This window comes from Cellulomonas sp. C5510, assembly GCF_019797765.1.
Lineage (GTDB): Bacteria > Actinomycetota > Actinomycetes > Actinomycetales > Cellulomonadaceae > Cellulomonas.
This window is the reverse complement of record NZ_CP081862.1, coordinates 2050235-2070034: the sequence shown is the minus strand read 5'-3', so window position 1 is coordinate 2070034 and position 19800 is coordinate 2050235. Positions and strand designations below refer to the sequence as shown.

Below are 19800 nucleotides of genomic sequence, written 5' to 3'. Positions count from 1 at the left end.
CGTCGCGTCAGGCCGCCCGGCCCACGACCTCGCGCACGGCGGCGACGAACGCGTCGACGTCCTCCGCGCGGGTGTCGAACGCGCACATCCAGCGCACCACGCCCGCAGCGGCGTCCCAGTCGTAGAAGCGCCGCACCTCCCGCAGGGCGTCGGCGCAGCCGGGCGGCAGGGCGGCGAAGACCGCGTTCGCCTGCCGGGGCTGCACGACCCGGACCCCGGGGACGTCCGCTACTCCCGCGGCGAGGCGGGCGGCCATGGCGTTCGCGTGCCGCGCCGACCGGAGCCACAGGTCGCCCTCGAACAGGGCGATCAGCTGCGCGGACACGAACCGCATCTTCGACGCGAGCTGCATGTCGACCTTGCGCTGGAACCCGATCCCGGGCGTCGCGTCCGGGGTCAGCACGACGACGGCCTCCCCGAACAGCGCACCGTTCTTCGTACCGCCGAGCGAGACGACGTCGACGCCCACGTCGGTGGTGAGCGCCCGCAGCGGCACGTCCAGGGCGGCGGCCGCGTTCACGAGCCGCGAACCGTCCAGGTGGACCCGCATCCCCAGCGAGTGGGCGTGGTCCGCGAGCCCGCGGATCTCGTCCGGCGTGTACACGGTGCCGAGCTCGGTGGCCTGGGTGATCGAGACGACCCCGGGCTGCGCGCGGTGCTCGTCGCCCCAGCCGTGCGCCCGCGAGGCCACGAGCTCGGGCGTGAGCTTGCCGTCCGGGGTGGGGACGGTGAGCAGCTTGAGACCCCCGACCCGCTCGGGGGCGGCGTTCTCGTCCGTGTTGATGTGCGCGGTCTCGGCGCAGATGACCGCCCCCCAGCGCGGCAGCATGGTCTGCAGCGCGAGGACGTTCGCCCCGGTCCCGTTGAACACCGGGTACGCCACCGCGTCCGTCCCGAAGTGCCCCCGCAGGACCTCCTGCAGGTGCGCGGTGTACGGGTCCGCGCCGTAGCCGGGCACGTGGCCCTCGTTGGCGACGGCCAGCGCCGTCAGGATCTCGGGGTGCACCCCGGCGTAGTTGTCGGAGCCCAGCTCGCGTCGGTCGGCGTCGTGCAGTCTGTCCACCCGCCCATCCTGCCGCAGCACGGAACCCGACCCGTCCGCGGCACGCACCGCCGAGATGCCACGACACGCCAGCGCGCAGGCACGGAACCCGCGCGTGTCCTGGAGTCTCGGGGAGCCACGGGGCCTGGGCGTGCGCGGGTGGTCCGTGCGGCCCGTCCGCGGCGCGGATCGTCGAGATGCCAGGACATGCCGACGGGCAGGCGCGGAACCCGGGCGTGTCCTGGCATCTCGAGGGAGGCACGAGCGCGGGGTGGGCGCGCGGGGGCGCGCGCGGTGGGCGCGCGAGGGCGCGTGGGGTGGGTGCGCGGGGCGCGGGTGCGCGGGCTACGCGGTGCGCGTGGCGCGGCAGTCCGCGCAGGTGCCGAGGAGCTCGATGGTGTGCTCGACGTCCGAGAAGTCGTGCGCGGCGCCGACCTGCTCGGCCCACGACTCCGCACCCGGGCCGTCGATCTCCACGGCCTTGCCGCACCACCGGCACACGAGGTGGTGGTGGTGGCTGCGGCGGACGCAGCGCCGGTACACCGCCTCGCCCTCGGGGGAACGCAGCACGTCGACCTCGCCGGCGTCGGCGAGCGTCTGGACCGCCCGGTAGACGGTCGCCAGGCCGGTCGTGGACCCGCGGCCCTTGAGCAGGTCGTGGAGCTGCTGGGCGCTGCGGAACTCGTCCAGGTCGTCCAGGAGCGTCAGGATCTCGGCGCGCTGCCTCGTGTTGCGCTGCATGACCGCCATCGTGGTCGCTCTCCCTCCGCCACCGCCCGAGACGGGCGACTGACCATGGTACTCAACATCGCCGGGCCCGGCGGAAGTCCCGCGGGACGCCGCGAGCCGGGACCCCGTCGGGGACCCGGCTCGCGGTGCGGTGCAGGTCGCTCAGCTCGCGACGGCGCGCTTGAGGGCGCTGCCGGCGGTCAGCTTGACGCGGTAGCCGGCGGGGATCTCCAGCTTCTCGCCCGTCTGCGGGTTGATGCCCGTGCGGGCGGCGCGGTCGGCGCGGGACACCGCGAGCAGACCCGGGATGGTCACGCTCTCGCCGGCGCTGAGCTGCTCGACCAGGACCTCCTGGAAGGCCTTGAGGGCCGCGTCGGCAGCGGTGTTGGTGAGCCCGGCCTTGGCAGCGATGGCCTGGACGAGCTCGGTGCGGTTCACGCTCACGGATGTGCTCCTATGTGTTCGAACGGGGTGCGCGGGCCGCTCGGCGCCTGCGTGGGGCGTCAGCATCCGGCGGACCGACGCGGACGACCATAACGGCAGGCAGGGCGCTTCCCCCAACGCCACGCGGTCGGAGTGTCGCTCAGGGAGCGACCTTCCGGCCCTCCAGGTGCGCCTGGAGACGCTCCAGGGGCCAGGCGTCGAGCACCCTGTCGGGGCCGATCCCGTGCGCCGCGGCGCGCGCGCAGCCGACCGGCTGCCACGCGAGCTGGCCGGGGGCGTGCGCGTCGGTGTCCACGGTGAACAGGCAGCCGGCGTCGACGGCGACCTCGAGCAGCGCGTGCGGCGGGTCGAGCCGGTCCGGGCGGCAGTTCACCTCCACGGCCACGGCGTGCTCCGCGCAGTCCGCGAACACGGCCGCCGCGTCGAACTCGCTCGGGGGGCGCCGGCGGCGTCCGGTGAGCTGCCGTCCCGTGCAGTGCCCGAGCACGTCCACGCGCGGGTTCGCGACGGCGGCCCGCATCCGGCGCGTCATCGCGTCACGGTCCATGCGGAGCTTGGAGTGCACGGACGCCACGACGACGTCGAGCCGGTCGAGCAGCTCCGGCTCCTGGTCGAGCGAGCCGTCGTCGAGCACGTCGACCTCGATGCCGCTGAGCACCCGGAACGGCGCGATCGCGCGGTTGAGCGCGTCGAGCTGGTCGAGCTGTGCCCGCAGCCGCGCGGCGGAGAGGCCGTTCGCGACCGTCAACCGGGGCGAGTGGTCCGTGATGGCGAGGTACTCGTGCCCGAGGTCCATCGCCGCGAGGACCATCTCCTGCACGGACGTCGAGCCGTCGCTGGCCTCGGTGTGCGCGTGCAGGTCCCCGCGGAGCGCCGCCAGCAACGGCGCTCCGTCCCCGGGGTCCGCCGCCGGGTACTGCTCCTCGAGGTCGTCCAGGTAGGGGACGTCCCCGCCCGCCGCGGCCGCCTGCGCCACCTCCGCGGTCCGTGCACCGACGCCGGGCAGGTCGGTGAGCGTGCCGGACGCGAGCCGCGACCGGACCTCGTCCTCACCCGCCCGCTCGAGCGACCGCACGGCCGCCCGGAACGCGTCCGCGCGGTACGACGTCGCCCCGCCGCGCTCCAGCAGGTACGCCGCCCGGCGCAGCGCGGCGACGACGGTCTCCAGCGTGCGGTCGGCCACGGGTCAGGACGCCCGCTTGCGCCGGGGCCGGGCCGGCTTGCCCTCGGGCGGGTCGTCGTCCCCGGACCCGGCCCGTCCCTTGCCCCGGCCGGACGAGGCAGCCCCGGCGTCCTTCGCGGCGGTCTTCTTCCCGCCCCGGGCCGGGGCCTTCGACCCGGAGCCCGCCGCCTTGCCGCCCGCGGACGTCGCCGCGCGCCGGCCGCCCGGGCCGCCGGTCGTGCCGGTCGCCCGCCCGGCCTCCTCCTCGGCGGGTGCCGCCCCGTCCTCGCCGCGTCCCGCACGGGCCTTCTCCACGCTGCGCTGCAGCGCGGCGAGCAGGTCGACGACCTCGCCGCGGCCGCCCTCATCGCCGGGTTCCTCGGCCTGCGGCACGGCCTGCGTGCGGCCGGAGGACACCTTCTGCGCGATGACCTCCTCGAGCGCCGCGCGGTACCGGTCCTCGAACCCGGACGGGTCGAAGTCCCCCGCGAGCGACTCGACGAGCGACGACGCCATCGCGAGCTCCTGCGGCCGTACCGTCACGTCCTGGTCGAGGATCGGGAAGTCGGCCTCTCGCACCTCGTCGGGCCACAGCAGCGTCTGCAGGCAGATGACGTCGTCCCGCACCCGCAGCACCGCCATCGACTCGCGCTGCCGCAGAGCCACCTTCACGACGGCCATGCGGTCCGTGCTCGTGAGCGCCTCGCGCAGCAGGGCGTACGGCTTGGCGGCCGTGCGGTCGGGCTCCAGGTAGTAGGTCTTGGCGAGCAGGATCGGGTCGACCTGCTCCGAGGGCACGAACTCCAGCACCTCGATCTCGCGCTCGGTGGCCAGCGGGAGCCGGTCCAGGTCCTCGTCCGTGAGGACCACGAGCTGCCCGTCGTCGGTCTCGTACCCCTTCGCGATCTCGGAGTACTCGACCTGCTCGTCCTCGATGGAGCAGAACTTCTTGTACCGGATGCGGCCACCGTCCTTCTTGTGGACCTGGTGCAGCGGCACCTCGTGCTCGCCGGTCGCGGCGTAGAGCTTCACGGGCACGTTGACGAGCCCGAACGCGACGGCACCCTTCCAGATCGCGCGCACGGTCGCCTCCCTCCCCGGCGCGGCGCCTCCCCGCGACGGAACGTCGTGTCCTGGGCAGGATGGACCCGTGCAGCCCATGCTCGCCACCCCGACGGCGGTTCCCGGCCGGCTCCCGGACGGCCCCGGGTGGCGGTTCGAGGTCAAGTGGGACGGCGTGCGCGTGCTCGCGGACACGACCGGGGACCGTCTCCGGCTGCTGGGACGCAACGGCCGGGACGCCGCCGTCGCGTACCCGGAGCTCGGGGTGCTGGCGGGCGTCCTGCCCCCCGGCACGGTGCTCGACGGGGAGGTCGTGGCGCTGCGCGACGGCGTTCCGTCCTTCCCGGCGCTGGCCGAGCGCATGCACGTGCGGGACCGTGAGCGCGCCGCCGCCCTCGCCCGGCGCGTGCCGGTGTCGTACCTGGTCTTCGACGTCCCGGTGCTGGCCGGCACGGACCTGACGAGCCGCCCGTTCACCGAGCGCCGCGCAGCGCTGGAGTCACTGGACCTGCCCGAACCCGTGCGCCTGTCCCCCGTCTACGAGGACGGTTCCCTCCTCTGGCAGGCGACCTCGACGCAGGGTCTCGAGGGCGTCGTCGCGAAGCGCGCGACCTCCCGCTACCAGCCCGGTCGGCGTTCGGCGGACTGGGTGAAGGCGGTCCACCACCGCACGCGCGCCGCGGTCGTCGGAGGGTGGCGTCCGGAGAGCACCGGCAGCGGGCGTCTGGGGGCGCTGCTGCTCGGGGCTCCCGACGAGGACGGCGGCCTGCGGTTCCTGTGCCGGGCCGGCAGCGGGCTGGCCGGCGGGCTGGCGCGCGACCTGACGGCGGCGCTCGCCCCGCTCGGGCAGGACCCCTCCCCCTTCGCCGAGCGGCTGGAGCCCGTGGATGCGCGCGGCACCGTCTGGGTCGACCCGCAGGTCGTGGTCGACGTCCGCTACCTCACCCGCACGCCGTCGGGCCGGCTGCGGCAGCCCGTCATCCGCGGCCGGCGCACCGACGTCGGCCCCGACCCCTGGGAGGCCCCGTGAGCCCCACCGACCCGCCGCAGACCGTCCGCGTGGGCGGGCGCGACGTCCGCCTCACGCACCTCGACCGGGTGCTGTACCCGAGCACCGGGACCACGAAGGCCGAGGCCGTGGACTACGTCGTCCGCGTCGCACCCGCGCTGCTGCGGCAGCTCGAGGGCCGGCCGGTGACCCGCATCCGGTTCCCGGAAGGCGTCGGCGGCGAGCGGTTCTTCGAGAAGAACACGCCGCGCGGCGCGCCGTCGTGGCTGCGGCACCAGCACCTGCGTGCCGCCCCCGGGACGGACGACGAGGGGACGGAGCTCGACCTGCCGTTCCTCGACGACGTCGCCGGGCTGGTCTGGGTCACGAACGGCGGCGCCCTCGAGCTGCACACGCCGCAGTGGCGGGTGGGTCCGCGCGGCGGGGTGCGCCCCCCGGACCGCCTGGTCGTCGACCTCGACCCCGGTGCTCCCGCGGGGCTGGCCGAGTGCTCGCGGGTCGCGCACCTGGTGGCGGACCGGCTGCGGGAGGACGGTCTCACCACCGCGGTCCCGGTGACGTCCGGGAGCAAGGGCATGCAGCTGTACGCGCCGCTCCCCGGCCGCCGCAGCGCGATGGAGGTCCGTCAGTACGCACGCGACCTCGCCCACGAGCTCGCCGCCGCGCACCCGGACCTGGTGGTCGCCGTCATGCGCAAGGAGGTGCGGGCCGGGCGGGTGCTGCTGGACTGGAGCCAGAACCACCCCGCGAAGACCACGATCACCCCGTACTCGCTGCGGGGCCGGGAGCGTCCCGCGGTCGCGGCACCCCGCTGGTGGGACGAGGTCGGGCCGGACCTGGCGCAGCTGACCCCCGCCGAGGTGCTGCGGCGGCTGGAGTCCGACGGGGACCCGTTCGACGCCGCATGACCGGGCGCGCACGCCGGAGCGGCCGAGGCCCGCGGCGACCGTCCCCACCAGCGATTGCGGAGCCGCGCGGGTTGCGGCAGCGTGGACGGCGTAGGGCGCCGCCGGGCGCCGGACGTCACGAGGAGGACACCCATGGCCCGCACCGAGCTGCCGAAGTACACGGTCCCGTCGCTGACCGTCGAGGACGGTGCGAAGGTCGCCGAGGTCCTGCAGCAGCGGCTCAACGCGCTGAACGACCTGGCGCTGACCCTCAAGCACATCCACTGGAACGTCACCGGCCCGCACTTCATCGCGGTGCACGAGATGCTCGACCCGCAGGTCGAGGCCGTGCGCGCGATGGTGGACGCGATCGCCGAGCGGATCGCGACCCTCGGTGTCGCCCCGGTCGGGACGCCGGGCGCGCTCGTCGCCGCGCGGACCTGGGACGACTACTCGATCGGGCGAGCGAGCGCCATCGAGCACCTGGGGGCGCTCGACGAGGTGTACGTCGGCGTGATCGGCGACCACCGTGCGGCCGCGGAGGCCACCGAGGAGCTCGACGCGGTCACGAACGACCTGCTGATCGGGCACCTGCACGAGCTGGAGCTGTTCCACTGGTTCGTCCGCGCCCACCTCGAGTCCGCCGGGGGCGAGCTCAGCACGCAGGGCGCGCACACCGAGCAGGACGCGGCCCGCAGCGCCGGCGCCGTGGACCCGGCGGCGCGCTGACCCGGTCGCCGCACGCGGCGCCCCACGGGCGCCCACCGACGCCGAGGCCCCGGCCACCCTCGAGGTGACCGGGGCCTCGTGCCGCCCGGCGTGCGACGCCTCAGAGGCGCTCGGGCTCGTCCCAGTCGTCGGAGGCGGCGATGGGCTCGTCGTCGGGCACGAGCTCGCTCTCCCGCAGCGACCGCGGCGCGTGGCGGGGGTCACCGCCCGAGCGGGCGTCGGCGGCGCGGAGCTCCGCCTCGGAGGTCCGCGGCTCGGCCAGGTGCTCGGCGGCGGGGTCGGAGGTGAGGTTGCGGGGGCGGGTGGTCATGACCCGGTTCTACCCCGATCCGGTGCCGGCGACCACCCCGGGCGCACGGCGCCGCGCCTCAGCCGCCCGACGCGAGGGCCGACACCCAGTCCGCGAGGGTGGTCCCGGTCGTGAGCACCACGAGCCAGGCGATCGCGATCTGGAGCAGCGCCGCGCCCACGACGAGCAGGCGGCGCCGGGGCGACGGGTTCCGCGGCGCGAGCAGCAGGACCCACAGCGCCGTCAGCACGACGTACGTCTGGCCGGCCGGGGACCGCAGCCCGAGCCACAGCGACAGGTACAGGCCCACGAGCGCGATGCCCGGGGCGATCAGGGACCACGGGTCACGCAGCCCGCGGATCGTGCCGGCGACCAGCACGAGCGGCGCCGCCAGCAGCGACAGCGCCATCTGGCGGGCGGCGGAGACCGCGGACGCGCCGACGCCGCCGGGAAACCAGCCGTCGGCCGTCGCCCGGGCGAAGCCGCCGAGCGGGTCGTCCGAGAACCACCAGGACAGGTAGAGCCAGAACAGCACCGCCGCGACGGCCGGGAACAGCAGCACCGCGACCGTCGCCGACGTGGCGCCCCGCCCCGCGCGGCCCGCGTGCCGTGCGAAGAACGGGGCCGTCGCCGCCAGCCCGAGCGCGTACAGCCAACCGCCCGGCTCCAGCACCACCAGCACGCCCATCGCCAGACCGGCCCGGAACCCCGCCTCCGTCGACCGTCGCTCGACGAACGACGCGATGCCGTCCAGCGCGAGGACCACCAGCGCGAGGCCCAGCAGCGACTCCAGGTCGTTCGCCGCCAGGTACGCCAGCGGCGGCGTGAGGACCAGGGCCGCGATCACCGCGGCCGTCGCCCACGGACCGTGGCCCTCGCGCACCAGCACCCCGGCGAGCCGCTGCAGCGTGAACCCGAGCACCGCGGCCGCGAACAGGCTCATCAGCAGCAGGTCGCCGCCGAGCACCGAGGCCGCCGCCGCCGACAGGGGCGGGAAGACCTCGGCCGTCCACGTCAGGGCGGCGTCGCCCCAGCGGATGAGCGCGCCCCGGGCGGCGAGCTCCTCGTTCGCGACGGCCCGCCACGGGGACGCGCGCGAGACGAGCGCGACCACCACGAACGGTGCCGCGAACGCGAGGCGCAGCAGCCAGCGCGCACCTGGGCGCGCGGGCCACGTGTCAGGCGCCGGGAGCCGGGACGCCGTCGCCCGCGGGGTGGGCTGCGGTGCCGGTGAGACCAGTGAGGCCATGTGCGGTCTTCTCCCAGTAGTGCGGTCTCGTGACGAGCTGCCACAGCGCCTTGTACGCGGCGACCGCGTGGAGCAGCCAGTAGACGGGGTTCGCCAGGCCCCAGAGCACCAGCCGGTACCGGCGGCGCTTGAACGCGCCCATCATCGACACGTAGATCATCAGCGCGCTGCCGACCCCGAGGTTCGCGAGCGAGAGCCACAGCACCCACCCCGGGAACAGGGCGGCGAGGGCCGCCGGGTCGACCAGCAGGGACGCCACGAACACGGCGTACAGCGGCGGGACCGCGAGGAACGTCGCCGGCGTGCCGCCCACGAGGAACAGGAACGACAGCGCCTGCCGCGGCCCCGCGACCCGCAGCAGCCGCAGCGGGTCGCGCAGGTGCACGAGGGTCGTCTGCATGTACCCCTTGATCCACCGGGAGCGCTGCCGCACGAAGTTGGGGTACGAGGTGTTGGCCTCCTCGAACGTGGTCGAGTCGATCACCCCGACGCGCAGCCCCTCGGCCGCGGCGCGGATGCCCAGGTCGGCGTCCTCCGTGACGTTGAACGGGTCCCAGCCGCCGAGCCGCCGCAGGCCGCCGACCCGGAAGTGGTTGGACGTGCCGCCGAGCGGGATCGCGAACCGGTTGGCCTCCAGCCCGGGCAGCATGTAGTCGAACCAGAACGAGTACTCGAGCGTGAACATCCGCGTGAGCGCGTTCTCCTCGGCGTTGAAGTAGTTCAGCGCCGCCTGCACGCACACGAGGTCGTCCCCGGCGTCGCGGAACGCGAGGACGGCCTTCTTGAGCTGGTCCGGCTCGGGGCGGTCCTCGGCGTCGAAGATCACCAGGTACTCCCCCGTGGCGAACTCGAGGCCGACGTTGCAGGCCTTGGGCTTGGTCTGCGGCTGCCCGGCCGGGACGGTCACGAACCGGAAGTGCGGGGGCGGCGAGGCGGCCTCGGCCGCGGCGCGGGTCTCCAGGTCGTCCTCCTCGACCAGCACGATCACCTCGAGCAGGTGGGTCGGGTAGTCGAGCGCACCGAGGTTGCCGATGAGCTGGGCGACGATGTTCGCCTCGCGGTACACGGGCACGAGCACCGTGTACCGGGGCAGCTCGTGGTCGGCCAGCGCCGCCGGCGGGGTCCGCAGCACGTGCTCCATGCGGGCGCCGCGCAGCGACAACCAGAACTTGAAGCCGGTGCCGAGCAGGAACGACAGGCCGACGAGCAGCGACAGCCCGACCACCAGCGCGGCGGGTGCCAGGACCGCGGCGGTGACGGACGCGAGCGCGAGAACCACCAGCGCCACGCGCTGCCAGGGCACCAGGACCGTGCGCGCGGACTGCGCCGGCGACCGGCCCCACAGCCCGAGGCTCGCCCGCTCCCGCAGCTCCGCGCCGTACCGGTCGAGCACCGCCTGCTGGAACTCCCAGCGGTCGGCGAGCACGAGGAACGGGTCCTGCCCCACGGCGGCGGCGATGCGGGCCCGCAGCTCCGGGGTGGGCTCGTCGGTGACCGCGACCACCGGGACGCCGTCCGCGCGCTGCTCCAGCGGCAGCCAGCCCTCGGCCAGCACGGTGCCGACGTCGAGGCCCGGCACGTCCAGCGCGGCCGCCGTGCGCGTCGCGGCGACGTACGGCAGCCCCCACAGGTCGGCGAGGGCACGCGTCAGCGAGACGGAGTCGAGGGCGCCGATCGCCACGAGGACCTCGCCGATGCGCGCGCCGCTGCCCGCCGCGACCTCCTGCGCCGCGTCGAGCGTCGCCGTGGTCACCAGCCCTCGGTCGACGAGGTGGTCCCCGACCCGCCGGTCCTGCTCGTGCCGCCCCACGCGTACCCCCGTCCGGATCGGCTCAGGCTACCGACGCCCCCGGCGCGTCGCGCGGCGGGGCGGCACCGCCCGGGGACCGGGGCGGGACGGCGCGGGCGAACCAGCGGCGGGCGGATCGTCGCCGACGGTTCAGGTGGTGCCGGATCCGGCCGATGAGGAGGACGTGACCCTCGTGTGCCCGTCGGACCTGCGGGGGCGCGTGCCGGTTCCCGACCTGCTGCGCACCGGCGGTGTGCACTGCGCGTACCAGCCCGTCGTCGAGCTCGCGACCGGCGAGGTGGTGGGCCGCGAGGCCCTGCTGCGCACCCCGGAGGGCTCCGGCTGGGGCTCCCCGCTGGAGGTCCTCGACGCCGCCCAGGAGGAAGGTCTGCTCGGGGAGCTCGAGCAGGCGTCGATGTCGCGGGCGCTCGCGGACGCCGCCGAGGCGTCCCGCGGCGCCGGGCACACGCTGTTCCTCAACATCGAGCCGCGCACCCTGTCGCGACACATCGGGCTGGTGCTCGAGACCCTCGCCCGGCGGGACCCGCACGTCCGCGTGGTCGTGGAGATCACGGAGCGTGCCCTGGCGCACGACCCGGCCGGCATCCTCGACGCGGCCGCGCTGCTCCGGGCGGCAGGCTGCGCGATCGCGCTGGACGACGTCGGCGCGGTACCCGACTCGCTCGCGTTCCTGCCGCTGCTCGCCCCCGAGGTGATCAAGCTCGACCTGCAGCTGCTGCGCACGCTGGAGGACCCGGCGACGATCACGGTGGCGGGGGCCGTGCGGGCCCGGGCCGAGGCCACCGGGGCCCGGGTGGTCGCCGAGGGCATCGAGACTCGCGACGACCTCACCCGGGCGCTCGTCCTCGGCGCGGACCTGGGTCAGGGCTGGTACCTGGGGAGGCCGCACCGCGTGCTGCCCGCCGGCGAGCGGCACACCGGCCGGTTGCACCGCGCCCCGGATCCGCCGGACGGCGACGCGACGCCCTACGACCTCGTGGCGTCCCGCCGGGCGGTCCGCCTGGCGCCGAAGCACCTCCTGCTGCCCCTGTCGCGCACGCTCGAGACGGCGGCCCTCGCGCAACGGGTGCCGCCGCTGCTCCTCGGCACGTTCCAGGACGAGCGGCACTTCACCGGCCAGTCCGCGCTGCGGTACGGGCACCTCGCCGAGCGGCTGCCGTTCGTCGGGGCGCTCGGCACCGGCTCCCCCGCCTCGGTGCCCGGCGGCGTGCGGTGGGCACGCGTCGAGCCGGACGAGCCGCTGGCCCGCGAGTGGGCCGTCGTCGTGCTCGGCGCCCACGAGTCGGTCGCCCTCGTCGGCCGCGAGGTCGGGCCGCCCCCGACCGCGCCCGCCGGCTCGCGCGAGGACCGGTCCCGCCAGTTCGAGTTCGCGGTGACGCACGACCACGCGCTGGTCGCGCAGTCGGCGCACGCCCTGCTGCGCCGGTTCGGGGCGGACGGCCGCGACTGACGCGGGCTCCACCGCCCCGCTCGCGTCAGGGGTCCCGGTGACGCCGCTGCCCCGCGGCGAAGGCCTCCGCCGCCGCACGCGTGACCGGTCCCGGCACACCGTCGGCCACCGGTGCGCCGTCCACCACCACGACAGGTTGCACGTCGCGACCGGACGACGTGAGGAACACCTCGTCGGCCGTGGCCAGCGCGTCGTAGGGGAGGTCCGCCTCCCGCCCGCCGTACCACTCGAGCACCAGCGCACGCGTCACGCCGGCGAGGCAGCCGGACGACAGCGGCGGCGTGAGCAGCTCGCCGTCGCGCACCACGAACACGTTGCTGCCGGTGCCCTCGCAGAGCATCCCGCGCGTGTTGGCGAACACCGCCTCGCTCGCCCCGGCGGCGTGCGCCTGCGCGAGCGCCAGGACGTTCTCGCCGTAGGACGTCGTCTTCAGGCCGGTCAGCGCGCCGACGTCGTTGCGGCGGTACGGCACCGTCACCACGGCGGTCTCGGGGTCCGGGTCGTGCCCGGGCGTCACCCCCAGCACCAGGGTCGGCGGGCCGTCGACGCGTCCGCTGCCCAGCAGGCCCGGACCCGCGGTGAACGTGATCCGGAGCAGGTCGTAGGCGCTGGTGAGGACGGCCGCGTTCGCCTCGAGCACCTCGTGCGCGGCCCGCCGCACGACCTCGGGGTCGAACCCGCGCAGCCCGATGCCCGCCGCCGACCGCGCCATGCGCCGCACGTGGCGCGTGAGCGCGAACAGCCGGCCACGGTCCACCTTGACCGCCTCGAACACGCCGTCGCCGACCACGAAGCCGTGGTCCCGGGCGGACGTCGTGGCCTCCGCGTCCGGCACCAGGCGGCCGTTCACCCAGAACGTCGTGGCCGTCAGGTCCTCCGCCACCGTGCTCTCCCTGCGTGCGCGTCCCGGTCCGTCCGCCGCAGCGTACGTGACCCGGTCACGCGCCGCGCTGGGCCGGCCGGCGGGCGTGCTCGAGCACCGAGGCCGCGACGGACTCCAGCGTGCGACCCTGCTGGCTCGCGAGAACCGTCAGCACGCGGCGCGCCTCCTCCTCGCCGCAGCCGCGCACCTCCATCAGCGCGCCGACGGCCGTCTGCACCCCGACCCGGGGCCGGTGCGCCGATCCCGGTGCCCGCGCCGGCGGGCGGCGCTCCGGGATCGTGCTGTGCAGAGCCACGAGCGAGGCGGCCTGGCGGGCGAACCGGCCGGCCCGGCGACGCGTCTCCGCATCGGCCGCACCGGGCGTCGTCAGGTACAGCGCCAGGGCCAGCCTCCCGCCGCGTGCCACCTCGGCGCCCACCACGGCGGCGCCACGGAAGCCCTCGCCCCGGGCCGTCGCCCGCCACGCCGACCAGCCCTCCGCCGCGTCGAGGTCGGGGAGCAGCACGTCGGGGCCGCCGCCGAGGACGGCGCCGACCGGCCCGTCCGGAGCGACCCTCCCCACCGCCGGGAGGGACCCTCCCGGGAGGTCGGAGACCGCCGGACCGTCGGCCCGACGCGCGGTCTGCGACGTGGCGGCGACCGCCTGGTCGACGTCCCGCCGTCGCACCCACACCGAGGCGACGACCGCGCCGCCCGTGGCCGCCGCGAGCCGTCGCGTCAGGACGTCGAGCAGCCCGCGGACGCTCCGGCCCGGCTCGGTGGCCGCTCTCGGCGCACGCGGCTCCGCCATGCTCCGCCCCCTGAGGCAGCGGCTGGCGCGGCCTCACCGACGGTGCCGCTGGTGGCGGACGCGCGCTGCCGACGCGCCCGGGTCATGGTGGCACGCCACGGGGCTGCGGCCGGCCGGTTCCGGCGGTGGATCCGGTCCCGAACCGACCCCGTCACCCGCACGGGTGACACGCCCTACCCCGCGAGCCGGTCCAGCACCGTCCGCAGAGTCGCCTCGCAGGCGGCGCGGTGGGCGTCGGCACCGGGACCGGCGTAGCCGCGCGGGGTCATCTCGACCAGCAGCACCAGGGTCATGGACATCCGGTACAGCAGCAGCCGCGCGTCGCCGGCGGGCGTCCCGAGCGGCAGGGGTCCGACGGCCCCCGCCGCGTCGGCGTACCCGGCTACGAGGTCGGCCGGCACCGGACCGAGCCCGGTCTGGTCGGCGCCCGCCAGCTCCAGCAGCGGGTCCCCCCACACGGCGCGCTCGGGGTCGATCACCCCGGTGAGGCGCAGGGTCGCCGGGTCCACGAACAGGTTGCCCGCCCACAGGTCGGTGTGCACGAGCGCGGGCCGGCGCACCTCCGCCAGAGCCGTCCGGTGCCGCGCCACCGCGGCCCGGACCTCCGGCTCCGGGAGCCCGGTCCCCCACCGCCGCGCGTCGGCGAGCAGCGCCCCGACGATGCGGTCGAAGGTGTCGGGCCAGGTGGTCCCGGCCAGGGCGGTCGTCGGGTCGGGGTAGCCGAACCGCTCGCCCGTGACCGCGTGGAGCCGGGCCATGAGCGCCCCGAGCTGCGGACGGACCCGCGCCTCGACGTCCGGCGGCAACGTCCCGTCGACCGCCAGGTCCAGCAGCGGGACCCCGTCCAGGTGGCTCGCGACCACGACGTCGGAGGGGACCGCCGCGCGCGTGAAGTCGGTGAGCAGCAGCCGGGGCATGAGGAGCTCCGGGCGCTCCCCGGCGAGGCGGTACACCAGCGCCTCGGTCCGCAGCAGGTCGTGCTCGTAGGTGAGCAGCCGCTCCGTCGCGGTCGGCGCCGTCTTGACCACCACGCGCGTGCCCCCGGCGAGGGTGGCGCGGAACGTCGTGGCGAACAGGCCCCCGGTGAGGCGGTCGAGGGCCACGACCTCCCCGAGCGGTGCGAGCACCCCCGGGAGGGCCTCGCGGAGCTGCTGGTCAGGTGCGACGTCGGCGTCGAGCATGGGCACACGCTAGCGGCGGCCGCGCTCCCGTCCGCAGGACCCGCGGCCCGCCTGCTGCGGGGCGGGTCGCGGGTGTGGCACCGTGTGCGCCGTGAGTCCCGCCGACCCGCAGTCCCTGTTCCCGGGCAAGCAGTTCATCAGCACCGCCCTGGAGGTCCTCGAGACCAAGACCACGATGTCCGGCGGTCTCGCCCGGCGCTACCTGCAGCGCGCCGCCATGGCGGGGGTGCTGATCGGGCTGCTCTACGCGACGTTCTACGCGCTGGTGGCGGCCTTCGCCGCGATCGACGTCGGCGACGGCACGCTGCGCACCGTGGGCCGCGTGGTCGGCGCGGTCGTCTTCGGCTGGGCGCTGGTGTTCATCTACTACTCCCGCTCCGAGCTGCTGACGTCGAACATGATGATCGTCTCGATCGGCGCCTACCACCGCCGCACGTCGTGGGGGCGGGCGCTGCGGCTGCTGGGCCTCTGCTACCTCGGCAACGTGCTGGGCGGGCTGTTCGTCGCGGTGCTGCTGCGGTTCTCCAGCCTCGTGGAGGGCGCCCCGGCCGCCGAGATGGCCGACTCCGTGGCCCACAAGCTGGCCTACGTCACCGACGGGCCCGCCGGCTGGGTCGACCTGCTCGTCCGGGCGCTGCTGTGCAACTTCTGCATCAACATCGCGATGCTGCTCGTCTACAACGGACTCATCACGGACGACCTGACCAAGTGCCTGGTGATGATCACGTCGGTGTTCATCTTCGCGTTCCTCGGGCTCGAGCACTCCGTGGCCAACACGGTGCTGTTCTCGGTCGTGGGGCTCCGCGACGGGATCGACCTCGGCGCCGCCGCCGGGAACGTCGGGATCGCGCTGCTCGGGAACTTCCTGGGCGGCGGTCTGCTGATCGGCCTGTACTACGCGTACGTCAACGACGACTCGCAGTGGCTGCGGCAGACCGGGGGCGGGGAGTCGTCTCAGGGGTGACCGGGCCCGCCGGGCAGCCGGAACAGCTCCTCCAGCGTGCCGACGCCGCGACGCTCCATCTCCGCCAGCAGGTCCTCGCCGACGTAGCGCAGGTGCCAGCCCTCCGGGGCGAAGCCCGTGACCGGCTGCCCCTGCGCCGTGTAGCGCAGCAGGAACCCGTGCTCGGCGGCGTGCTCCGCGACCCACCGGCCCTCGGGCGTCTGGGCGAAGCAGTCCTGGAAGTCGCACTCCGGCGCCGAACCGCTGCCGACGTCCACCGCGAGCCCGGTCTGGTGCTCGCTGTGGCCGGCGCGCGCGGAGACCTCGTCGGCGCGCTGCCCTCCGACCTGGGCGACCCACCCGGCGTGGACCTGCTCCTGGTAGGCCCGGGACCGGAACCCGCTGCGCAGCTCGAGGGCCACGCCGTCCGCCGCCGCGGCGCCGAGCATCCGGGCGAGCGGGTCCGCGACCGACGCGCGGACCTCGTACCCCGCGACCGTGACCAGGTCCGACGGCGCCCAGTCCACCGGGTCGAGCGGGCGCGACTTGTTCACGACGACCCACGGGCTCGCCGGGTCGCTCGTGGAGCGCGCGGAGAGGTCGAGCCCCGCCCGGGCCGGGGGCCGCAGCTCCGGGAGCACCAGCGGCACGGGTACCTCCGGCACCGCGCCGGGCCCGCCACGCGCGCGCGGGTCGGGGTCGAGCAGCCGGTCCTCGGGATCGGCCGCCGGCCGCGCCCCCTCCGCGACGTCGGCGGGAGGCACGGCGGCGGCGTGGTCCCGGGCGGCGCTCGCGGTCGCCCCCGCGAGCGCGGCGGCGAGGGGTGCGGCGTCCCGGGTGTCCGCCGCGCTCGCGGGCGCTGCGGTCACGCGTCCCCCGGGCGGGACGGCGCCGCTCGCGTCGTGGAGCGCCAGGCCGATCCCCAGAGCCCCGGCGACCAGCGAGGCGGCGACCTGCACGACCCGCGTCGGGGCGGTCCGGGACGGACGCCTCCGCCGCCCGCGACCGGAGCCGAGGAGCCCGGGGAGGGCGGCGACGGCGTGCCGGTCGGGCGCGAGGGGTGACACGGACCAGGTCTCCGGAGCAGGGGGCGGGGTCCCAGTCTCCGACGGACGGCGCCCGGAGGCCAGCCCCGCGCGCGGCCGGCCGCCGTCCGGGGGTCGTGCGGACGCGGCGACGCCGCCTGCGGGGCACGGGGTCCCGGAAGCGGCGTCGACGCGGCTCAGCCCTGCTGCGAGGCCCCTCGCACGTGCTCGGTGGAGTCCTGCGCCTGGTCGCGCAGCTCGTGAGCAGCCTGCGTGCCGTGCTCCTGCACCGTCCCGACGGCGTCGGAGCCGCGCTCCTTCACGGCCTCGACGGCGTCCTGCGCCGGTCCCCGCAGGTCCTCGGCCGACTGCCGGGCAGCCTGCTTCATCTCGGGGACCGCTGCCCGCACCTGCTCCTCGACGGTCTGCGCCGCCTGCTGCTCGCGCCGCGACGCCGGCAGCAGCGACGCGGCGAGCAGGCCCACCCCGAACGCGACCAGGCCTGCCGCGAGCGGGTTGCCCCCGGCGTGTCGCGCCGTCGCGTGCGGGGCGTCGCGCAGACCGGCCCCGACGCCGGTGGCGGTGGCGCCCGCGGCGTCCCGCGCCTGTCCGGCCGCCCCGCGCACCGACCCGCCGGCCGAGCCCGCGGCGTCGTGCACGCTGCCCATCACGCGGTCGCGGACCGCGCCGACGCGGCCGCGCACCCTGTCGGCCTGGCGGTGGGCGACCTGTCGCGGGTCGAGCGCGTCACCGACTGCGTCCACGTCCGCGGACAGCTCCGCCCGCGTCTGCTCGATCCGATCGCGGATCCGCTCCGGGTTCTCACTCATGGTTCGCCTCCTCCTCGCCCTTCAGCGCGTTCGGGATCTTCCTGACGGTCTCCGCCGTGCGCGGCGTGCCCTGCACCCGGCGGAGCTCGGCGCGTCCCCGGAGCGCCAGGACCGCCCCCACGACGCCCCACACCGCGGCCACCACGACGGCGGACCACGCCTTGCCGATCGGCAGCCCCCACCACAGGGCGACCGACAGGAACAGCAGCACGAAGTGGCCGGCCACGCCGGCGCCCGCGAGCAGTCCGCTGCCGCGCCCGGCCCTCCGGGCCGACTGCCCGAGCTCCGCCTTGGCGAGCTCGACCTCCTGCCGGACGAGCCGGGAGAGGTCCTGGGTGACGGAACCGATGAGGTCACCGAGCGACGGCCGCTCCGGCTCGGGACGCGGTGCGGGTCCGGCGCCCGTCCCGTCCGGGGGCCCCGCCCCCGGCGCCGGGCCTCGTGGCACCGCGCGCTGGTCGGCCGCGACGGTCGGGTCTCCCGGGCCGGTCACGGCTGGTCCTCGCGCTGCGCGCCCGCCAGCGGGTCGCCCCCGGCCGTGCCCGCGTCGTCGGCCGTGGGCAGGTGGCCGGGTGTCGGCGCCACCGGGGCCTCTCCCCCGCTCTGCGCCCACGCCCGCTCCTCGCCGAGGGCGGGACCCGGCTCCCGGTGCAACGGCTCGCCGTCGCCGGCGGCGAGCCCCTCGGCTCCCCCGCCGGGGACGGCACCCTGGCCACCCGGGTCTCCGGCGGCGGTGCCCGCGGCGGGCAGGGCGGACCCGCTATCCGGCGACCCGCCGGCCGACCCCGCGGACGGCGTCGACAGCCCGGTGGTCGATCCCGGCAGGTCACTACCCGCCGGCCCGCCGCCGGCCGGCCGCGATGCCGAGCCCGCGCCGCTCGGAGGGGCGTCCTTCAGACCCCTCGCGAGGCGACCGACGACGACGCCGGCCCCGGCGGCGAGCGCCAGGAACGTGCCGGGCCGCCGCCGTGCGAAGTCCGCGACCTCGCCGAGCACGTCGCCCGGCTCGCGGTCCTCGAGCCACGAGGCCACGGCCCCGGTCCGCCCCGCCACGTCCCGCACGAGGTCCTGGGCCAGACCCCCCTCCGACGCCTCGGCCATGCGTCCGAGCTCGTCGCCGAGGCTGCGCAGGCCCTGGGCGGCGCGCGCCTGCTGGTCCGCGGCCTGGGACCGGACGCCGTCGCGGGCCTCCCCGAGGAGGTCGCGCGCCTGCTGCGTGGCCTCGGCAGCGACGCCGCCGGCCTCGTCCTTCATCTCGTGCAGCAGGTCCTGGCCGGACTCCGCCGCCTGGTGGGCGATCCCCTGTGCCTCGTCCTTCGCGGTGCCGACCGCCGCAGCGGCCCCGCCACCCGTGTCCTGAGCGCTCATGGCGTTCTCCTTCACTCGCTCTTGAGGGTGTCCTTGACCTTGCCCGTGACCTTCTCCACGACGTCGGGCTGGGGGGTCGTGCCGTACAGCCGGGGGTCCGGCTGCGTGGGCGGCGGCATCGGCACGCCCGCAGGCGGCTCCGGCACGTAGGTGAACTCACCGAGGCCGTCCGGGGTCGGGCCGGAGGCCCAGGACCCCTCGCCCGCCTGGGCGCCGTCGGAGAAGTTGATGTACTGGTACGCCACCTCGCGGTCCTCCTGCCCGAGCGGGAAGTTGCTCGGGACGGGAAGCCCCTCGAGGCCCTCCTCCTGGAGCTCGCGCGCCGCGGCGATCCACTGGTTCTGGTGCATCGTGTCTCGCGCCAGCAGGAACGCGAGCAGATCGCGGACGCCGTGGTCGTCGGTCATGTGGTAGAGCCGGGCGACCTGCACGCGGCCCTGCATCTCGGCGTTCGCGTTCGCCGTGAAGTCGGCGAGCAGGTTCCCGCTGGCGGTGACGTAGCCCGCGCTCCAGGGGTTGCCCATGCTGTCGACCGGGCGCGCCCCGGCGCCCGCCACGATGGCGTGCTGCAGGTCCGTGCCGCCGAGCACGGCCGCGACGGTCGGGTCGTCCTGCACCGCCTCGTCGGTCACGCCGACCGGCGCCTTCTCCAGGAGCTGGGCGATCATCGTGGCGAGCATCTCCACGTGGCCGAACTCCTCGGCGCCGATGCCGTACAGCAGGTCGCGGTACTTGCCGGGGAGGTGGGTGTTCCAGGACTGGAACCCGTACTGCATCGCGACCGTGATCTCGCCGTACTGCCCGCCCAGGACCTCCTGGAGCTTGCGGGCGTAGACGGCGTCCGGGCGGTCGGGCTTGGCCTCGTGCTGGAGCTCTTGGCGGTGGAAGAACATCGCGACCTCCGCGCCCCGTGGGCGC

General features: G+C 76.0%; 21 protein-coding genes. 5 read left to right on the top strand and 16 right to left on the bottom strand.

Annotated features, from left to right (window positions below; genetic code table 11):
• Positions 1–7 precede the first annotated feature (7 nt).
• The 5 genes from K5O09_RS09610 to K5O09_RS09590 form a co-directional block, all read right to left on the bottom strand.
• Entirely contained in the window at positions 8–1063 is a 1056-nt protein-coding gene (locus K5O09_RS09610) for a low specificity L-threonine aldolase (protein WP_370635416.1), read from the bottom strand.
• A gap of 324 nt (positions 1064–1387) precedes the next feature.
• Positions 1388–1783, bottom strand: coding sequence for a Fur family transcriptional regulator (locus tag K5O09_RS09605; protein ID WP_222169357.1), 396 nt, complete (start codon positions 1781–1783; stop codon positions 1388–1390).
• Positions 1784–1933: 150 nt separating this feature from the next.
• Positions 1934–2215, bottom strand: a complete 282-nt coding sequence (locus tag K5O09_RS09600) for an HU family DNA-binding protein (RefSeq protein ID WP_222169356.1) — start codon at positions 2213–2215, stop codon at positions 1934–1936.
• A gap of 139 nt (positions 2216–2354) precedes the next feature.
• A complete protein-coding gene (locus tag K5O09_RS09595) occupies positions 2355–3398 on the bottom strand; it encodes a PHP domain-containing protein (RefSeq protein ID WP_222169355.1) in 1044 nt (347 codons plus the stop codon).
• 3 nt (positions 3399–3401) lie between these two features.
• Positions 3402–4460: a Ku protein gene (locus tag K5O09_RS09590; RefSeq protein WP_255595200.1), complete on the bottom strand. Its 1059-nt coding sequence runs from the start codon at positions 4458–4460 to the stop codon at positions 3402–3404.
• Between the two features lie 76 nt (positions 4461–4536).
• Here K5O09_RS09590 and K5O09_RS09585 point away from each other — a divergent pair, with 76 nt between their 5' ends.
• The 3 genes from K5O09_RS09585 (at position 4537) to K5O09_RS09575 (ending at position 7064) form a co-directional block, all read left to right on the top strand.
• Positions 4537–5469: an ATP-dependent DNA ligase gene (locus K5O09_RS09585; protein ID WP_370635576.1), complete on the top strand. Its 933-nt coding sequence runs from the start codon at positions 4537–4539 to the stop codon at positions 5467–5469.
• Positions 5466–6356 carry a non-homologous end-joining DNA ligase gene (ligD, locus tag K5O09_RS09580; RefSeq protein WP_222169353.1) on the top strand — a complete coding sequence of 297 codons (891 nt, stop codon included), beginning with the start codon at positions 5466–5468 and terminating at the stop codon, positions 6354–6356. Before K5O09_RS09585 ends, ligD begins: the two co-directional genes overlap by 4 nt.
• A 132-nt stretch (positions 6357–6488) precedes the next feature.
• Positions 6489–7064, top strand: a complete 576-nt coding sequence (locus tag K5O09_RS09575) for a Dps family protein (RefSeq protein ID WP_222169352.1) — start codon at positions 6489–6491, stop codon at positions 7062–7064.
• Between the two features lie 100 nt (positions 7065–7164).
• On the opposite strand, the gene K5O09_RS09570 is transcribed toward K5O09_RS09575, so the two are convergent.
• The 3 genes from K5O09_RS09570 to K5O09_RS09560 are packed head-to-tail and all read right to left on the bottom strand — an operon-like array spanning position 7165 to position 10355.
• Entirely contained in the window at positions 7165–7374 is a 210-nt protein-coding gene (locus K5O09_RS09570; protein WP_222169351.1) for a hypothetical protein, read from the bottom strand.
• A gap of 58 nt (positions 7375–7432) precedes the next feature.
• A complete protein-coding gene (locus tag K5O09_RS09565) occupies positions 7433–8602 on the bottom strand; it encodes a hypothetical protein (RefSeq protein ID WP_222169350.1) in 1170 nt (389 codons plus the stop codon).
• Positions 8532–10355, bottom strand: a complete 1824-nt coding sequence (locus tag K5O09_RS09560) for a glycosyltransferase (protein ID WP_255595197.1) — start codon at positions 10353–10355, stop codon at positions 8532–8534. Before K5O09_RS09560 ends, K5O09_RS09565 begins: the two co-directional genes overlap by 71 nt.
• 193 nt (positions 10356–10548) lie before the next feature.
• On the opposite strand from K5O09_RS09560, the gene K5O09_RS09555 reads away from it, so the two are divergent.
• Positions 10549–11862 carry an EAL domain-containing protein gene (locus K5O09_RS09555; RefSeq protein WP_222169349.1) on the top strand — a complete coding sequence of 438 codons (1314 nt, stop codon included), beginning with the start codon at positions 10549–10551 and terminating at the stop codon, positions 11860–11862.
• Positions 11863–11887: 25 nt separating this feature from the next.
• Here the strand turns inward: K5O09_RS09555 and K5O09_RS09550 are convergent, their stop codons facing one another.
• From K5O09_RS09550 to K5O09_RS09540, 3 genes are all read right to left on the bottom strand, one after another.
• Entirely contained in the window at positions 11888–12745 is an 858-nt protein-coding gene (locus tag K5O09_RS09550) for an aminotransferase class IV (protein WP_255595196.1), read from the bottom strand.
• 55 nt (positions 12746–12800) lie between these two features.
• Positions 12801–13535: an ANTAR domain-containing protein gene (locus tag K5O09_RS09545; RefSeq protein WP_222169348.1), complete on the bottom strand. Its 735-nt coding sequence runs from the start codon at positions 13533–13535 to the stop codon at positions 12801–12803.
• A gap of 173 nt (positions 13536–13708) precedes the next feature.
• On the bottom strand, positions 13709–14716 hold the full coding sequence (locus tag K5O09_RS09540; RefSeq protein WP_222169347.1) for a phosphotransferase family protein: 1008 nt from the start codon (positions 14714–14716) through the stop codon (positions 13709–13711).
• Between the two features lie 91 nt (positions 14717–14807).
• Here K5O09_RS09540 and K5O09_RS09535 point away from each other — a divergent pair, with 91 nt between their 5' ends.
• Positions 14808–15680 (top strand): formate/nitrite transporter family protein, encoded by an 873-nt coding sequence (locus K5O09_RS09535; RefSeq protein WP_222169346.1) that lies wholly within the window; start codon positions 14808–14810, stop codon positions 15678–15680.
• On the opposite strand, the gene K5O09_RS09530 is transcribed toward K5O09_RS09535, so the two are convergent.
• From K5O09_RS09530 to K5O09_RS09510, 5 genes are all read right to left on the bottom strand, one after another.
• A complete protein-coding gene (locus K5O09_RS09530) occupies positions 15671–16618 on the bottom strand; it encodes a M15 family metallopeptidase (RefSeq protein ID WP_222169345.1) in 948 nt (315 codons plus the stop codon). The two genes, K5O09_RS09535 and K5O09_RS09530, sit on opposite strands and share 10 nt — an antisense overlap.
• A gap of 263 nt (positions 16619–16881) precedes the next feature.
• Positions 16882–17514 (bottom strand): DUF3618 domain-containing protein, encoded by a 633-nt coding sequence (locus K5O09_RS09525; RefSeq protein WP_222169344.1) that lies wholly within the window; start codon positions 17512–17514, stop codon positions 16882–16884.
• Complete coding sequence (locus K5O09_RS09520) at positions 17507–18007, bottom strand: phage holin family protein (protein ID WP_370635415.1); 501 nt, start codon at positions 18005–18007, stop codon at positions 17507–17509. Before K5O09_RS09520 ends, K5O09_RS09525 begins: the two co-directional genes overlap by 8 nt.
• Positions 18004–18882, bottom strand: a complete 879-nt coding sequence (locus K5O09_RS09515) for a hypothetical protein (protein ID WP_222169343.1) — start codon at positions 18880–18882, stop codon at positions 18004–18006. Before K5O09_RS09515 ends, K5O09_RS09520 begins: the two co-directional genes overlap by 4 nt.
• 11 nt (positions 18883–18893) lie before the next feature.
• Entirely contained in the window at positions 18894–19775 is an 882-nt protein-coding gene (locus tag K5O09_RS09510; protein WP_222169342.1) for a manganese catalase family protein, read from the bottom strand.
• Positions 19776–19800 lie beyond the last annotated feature (25 nt).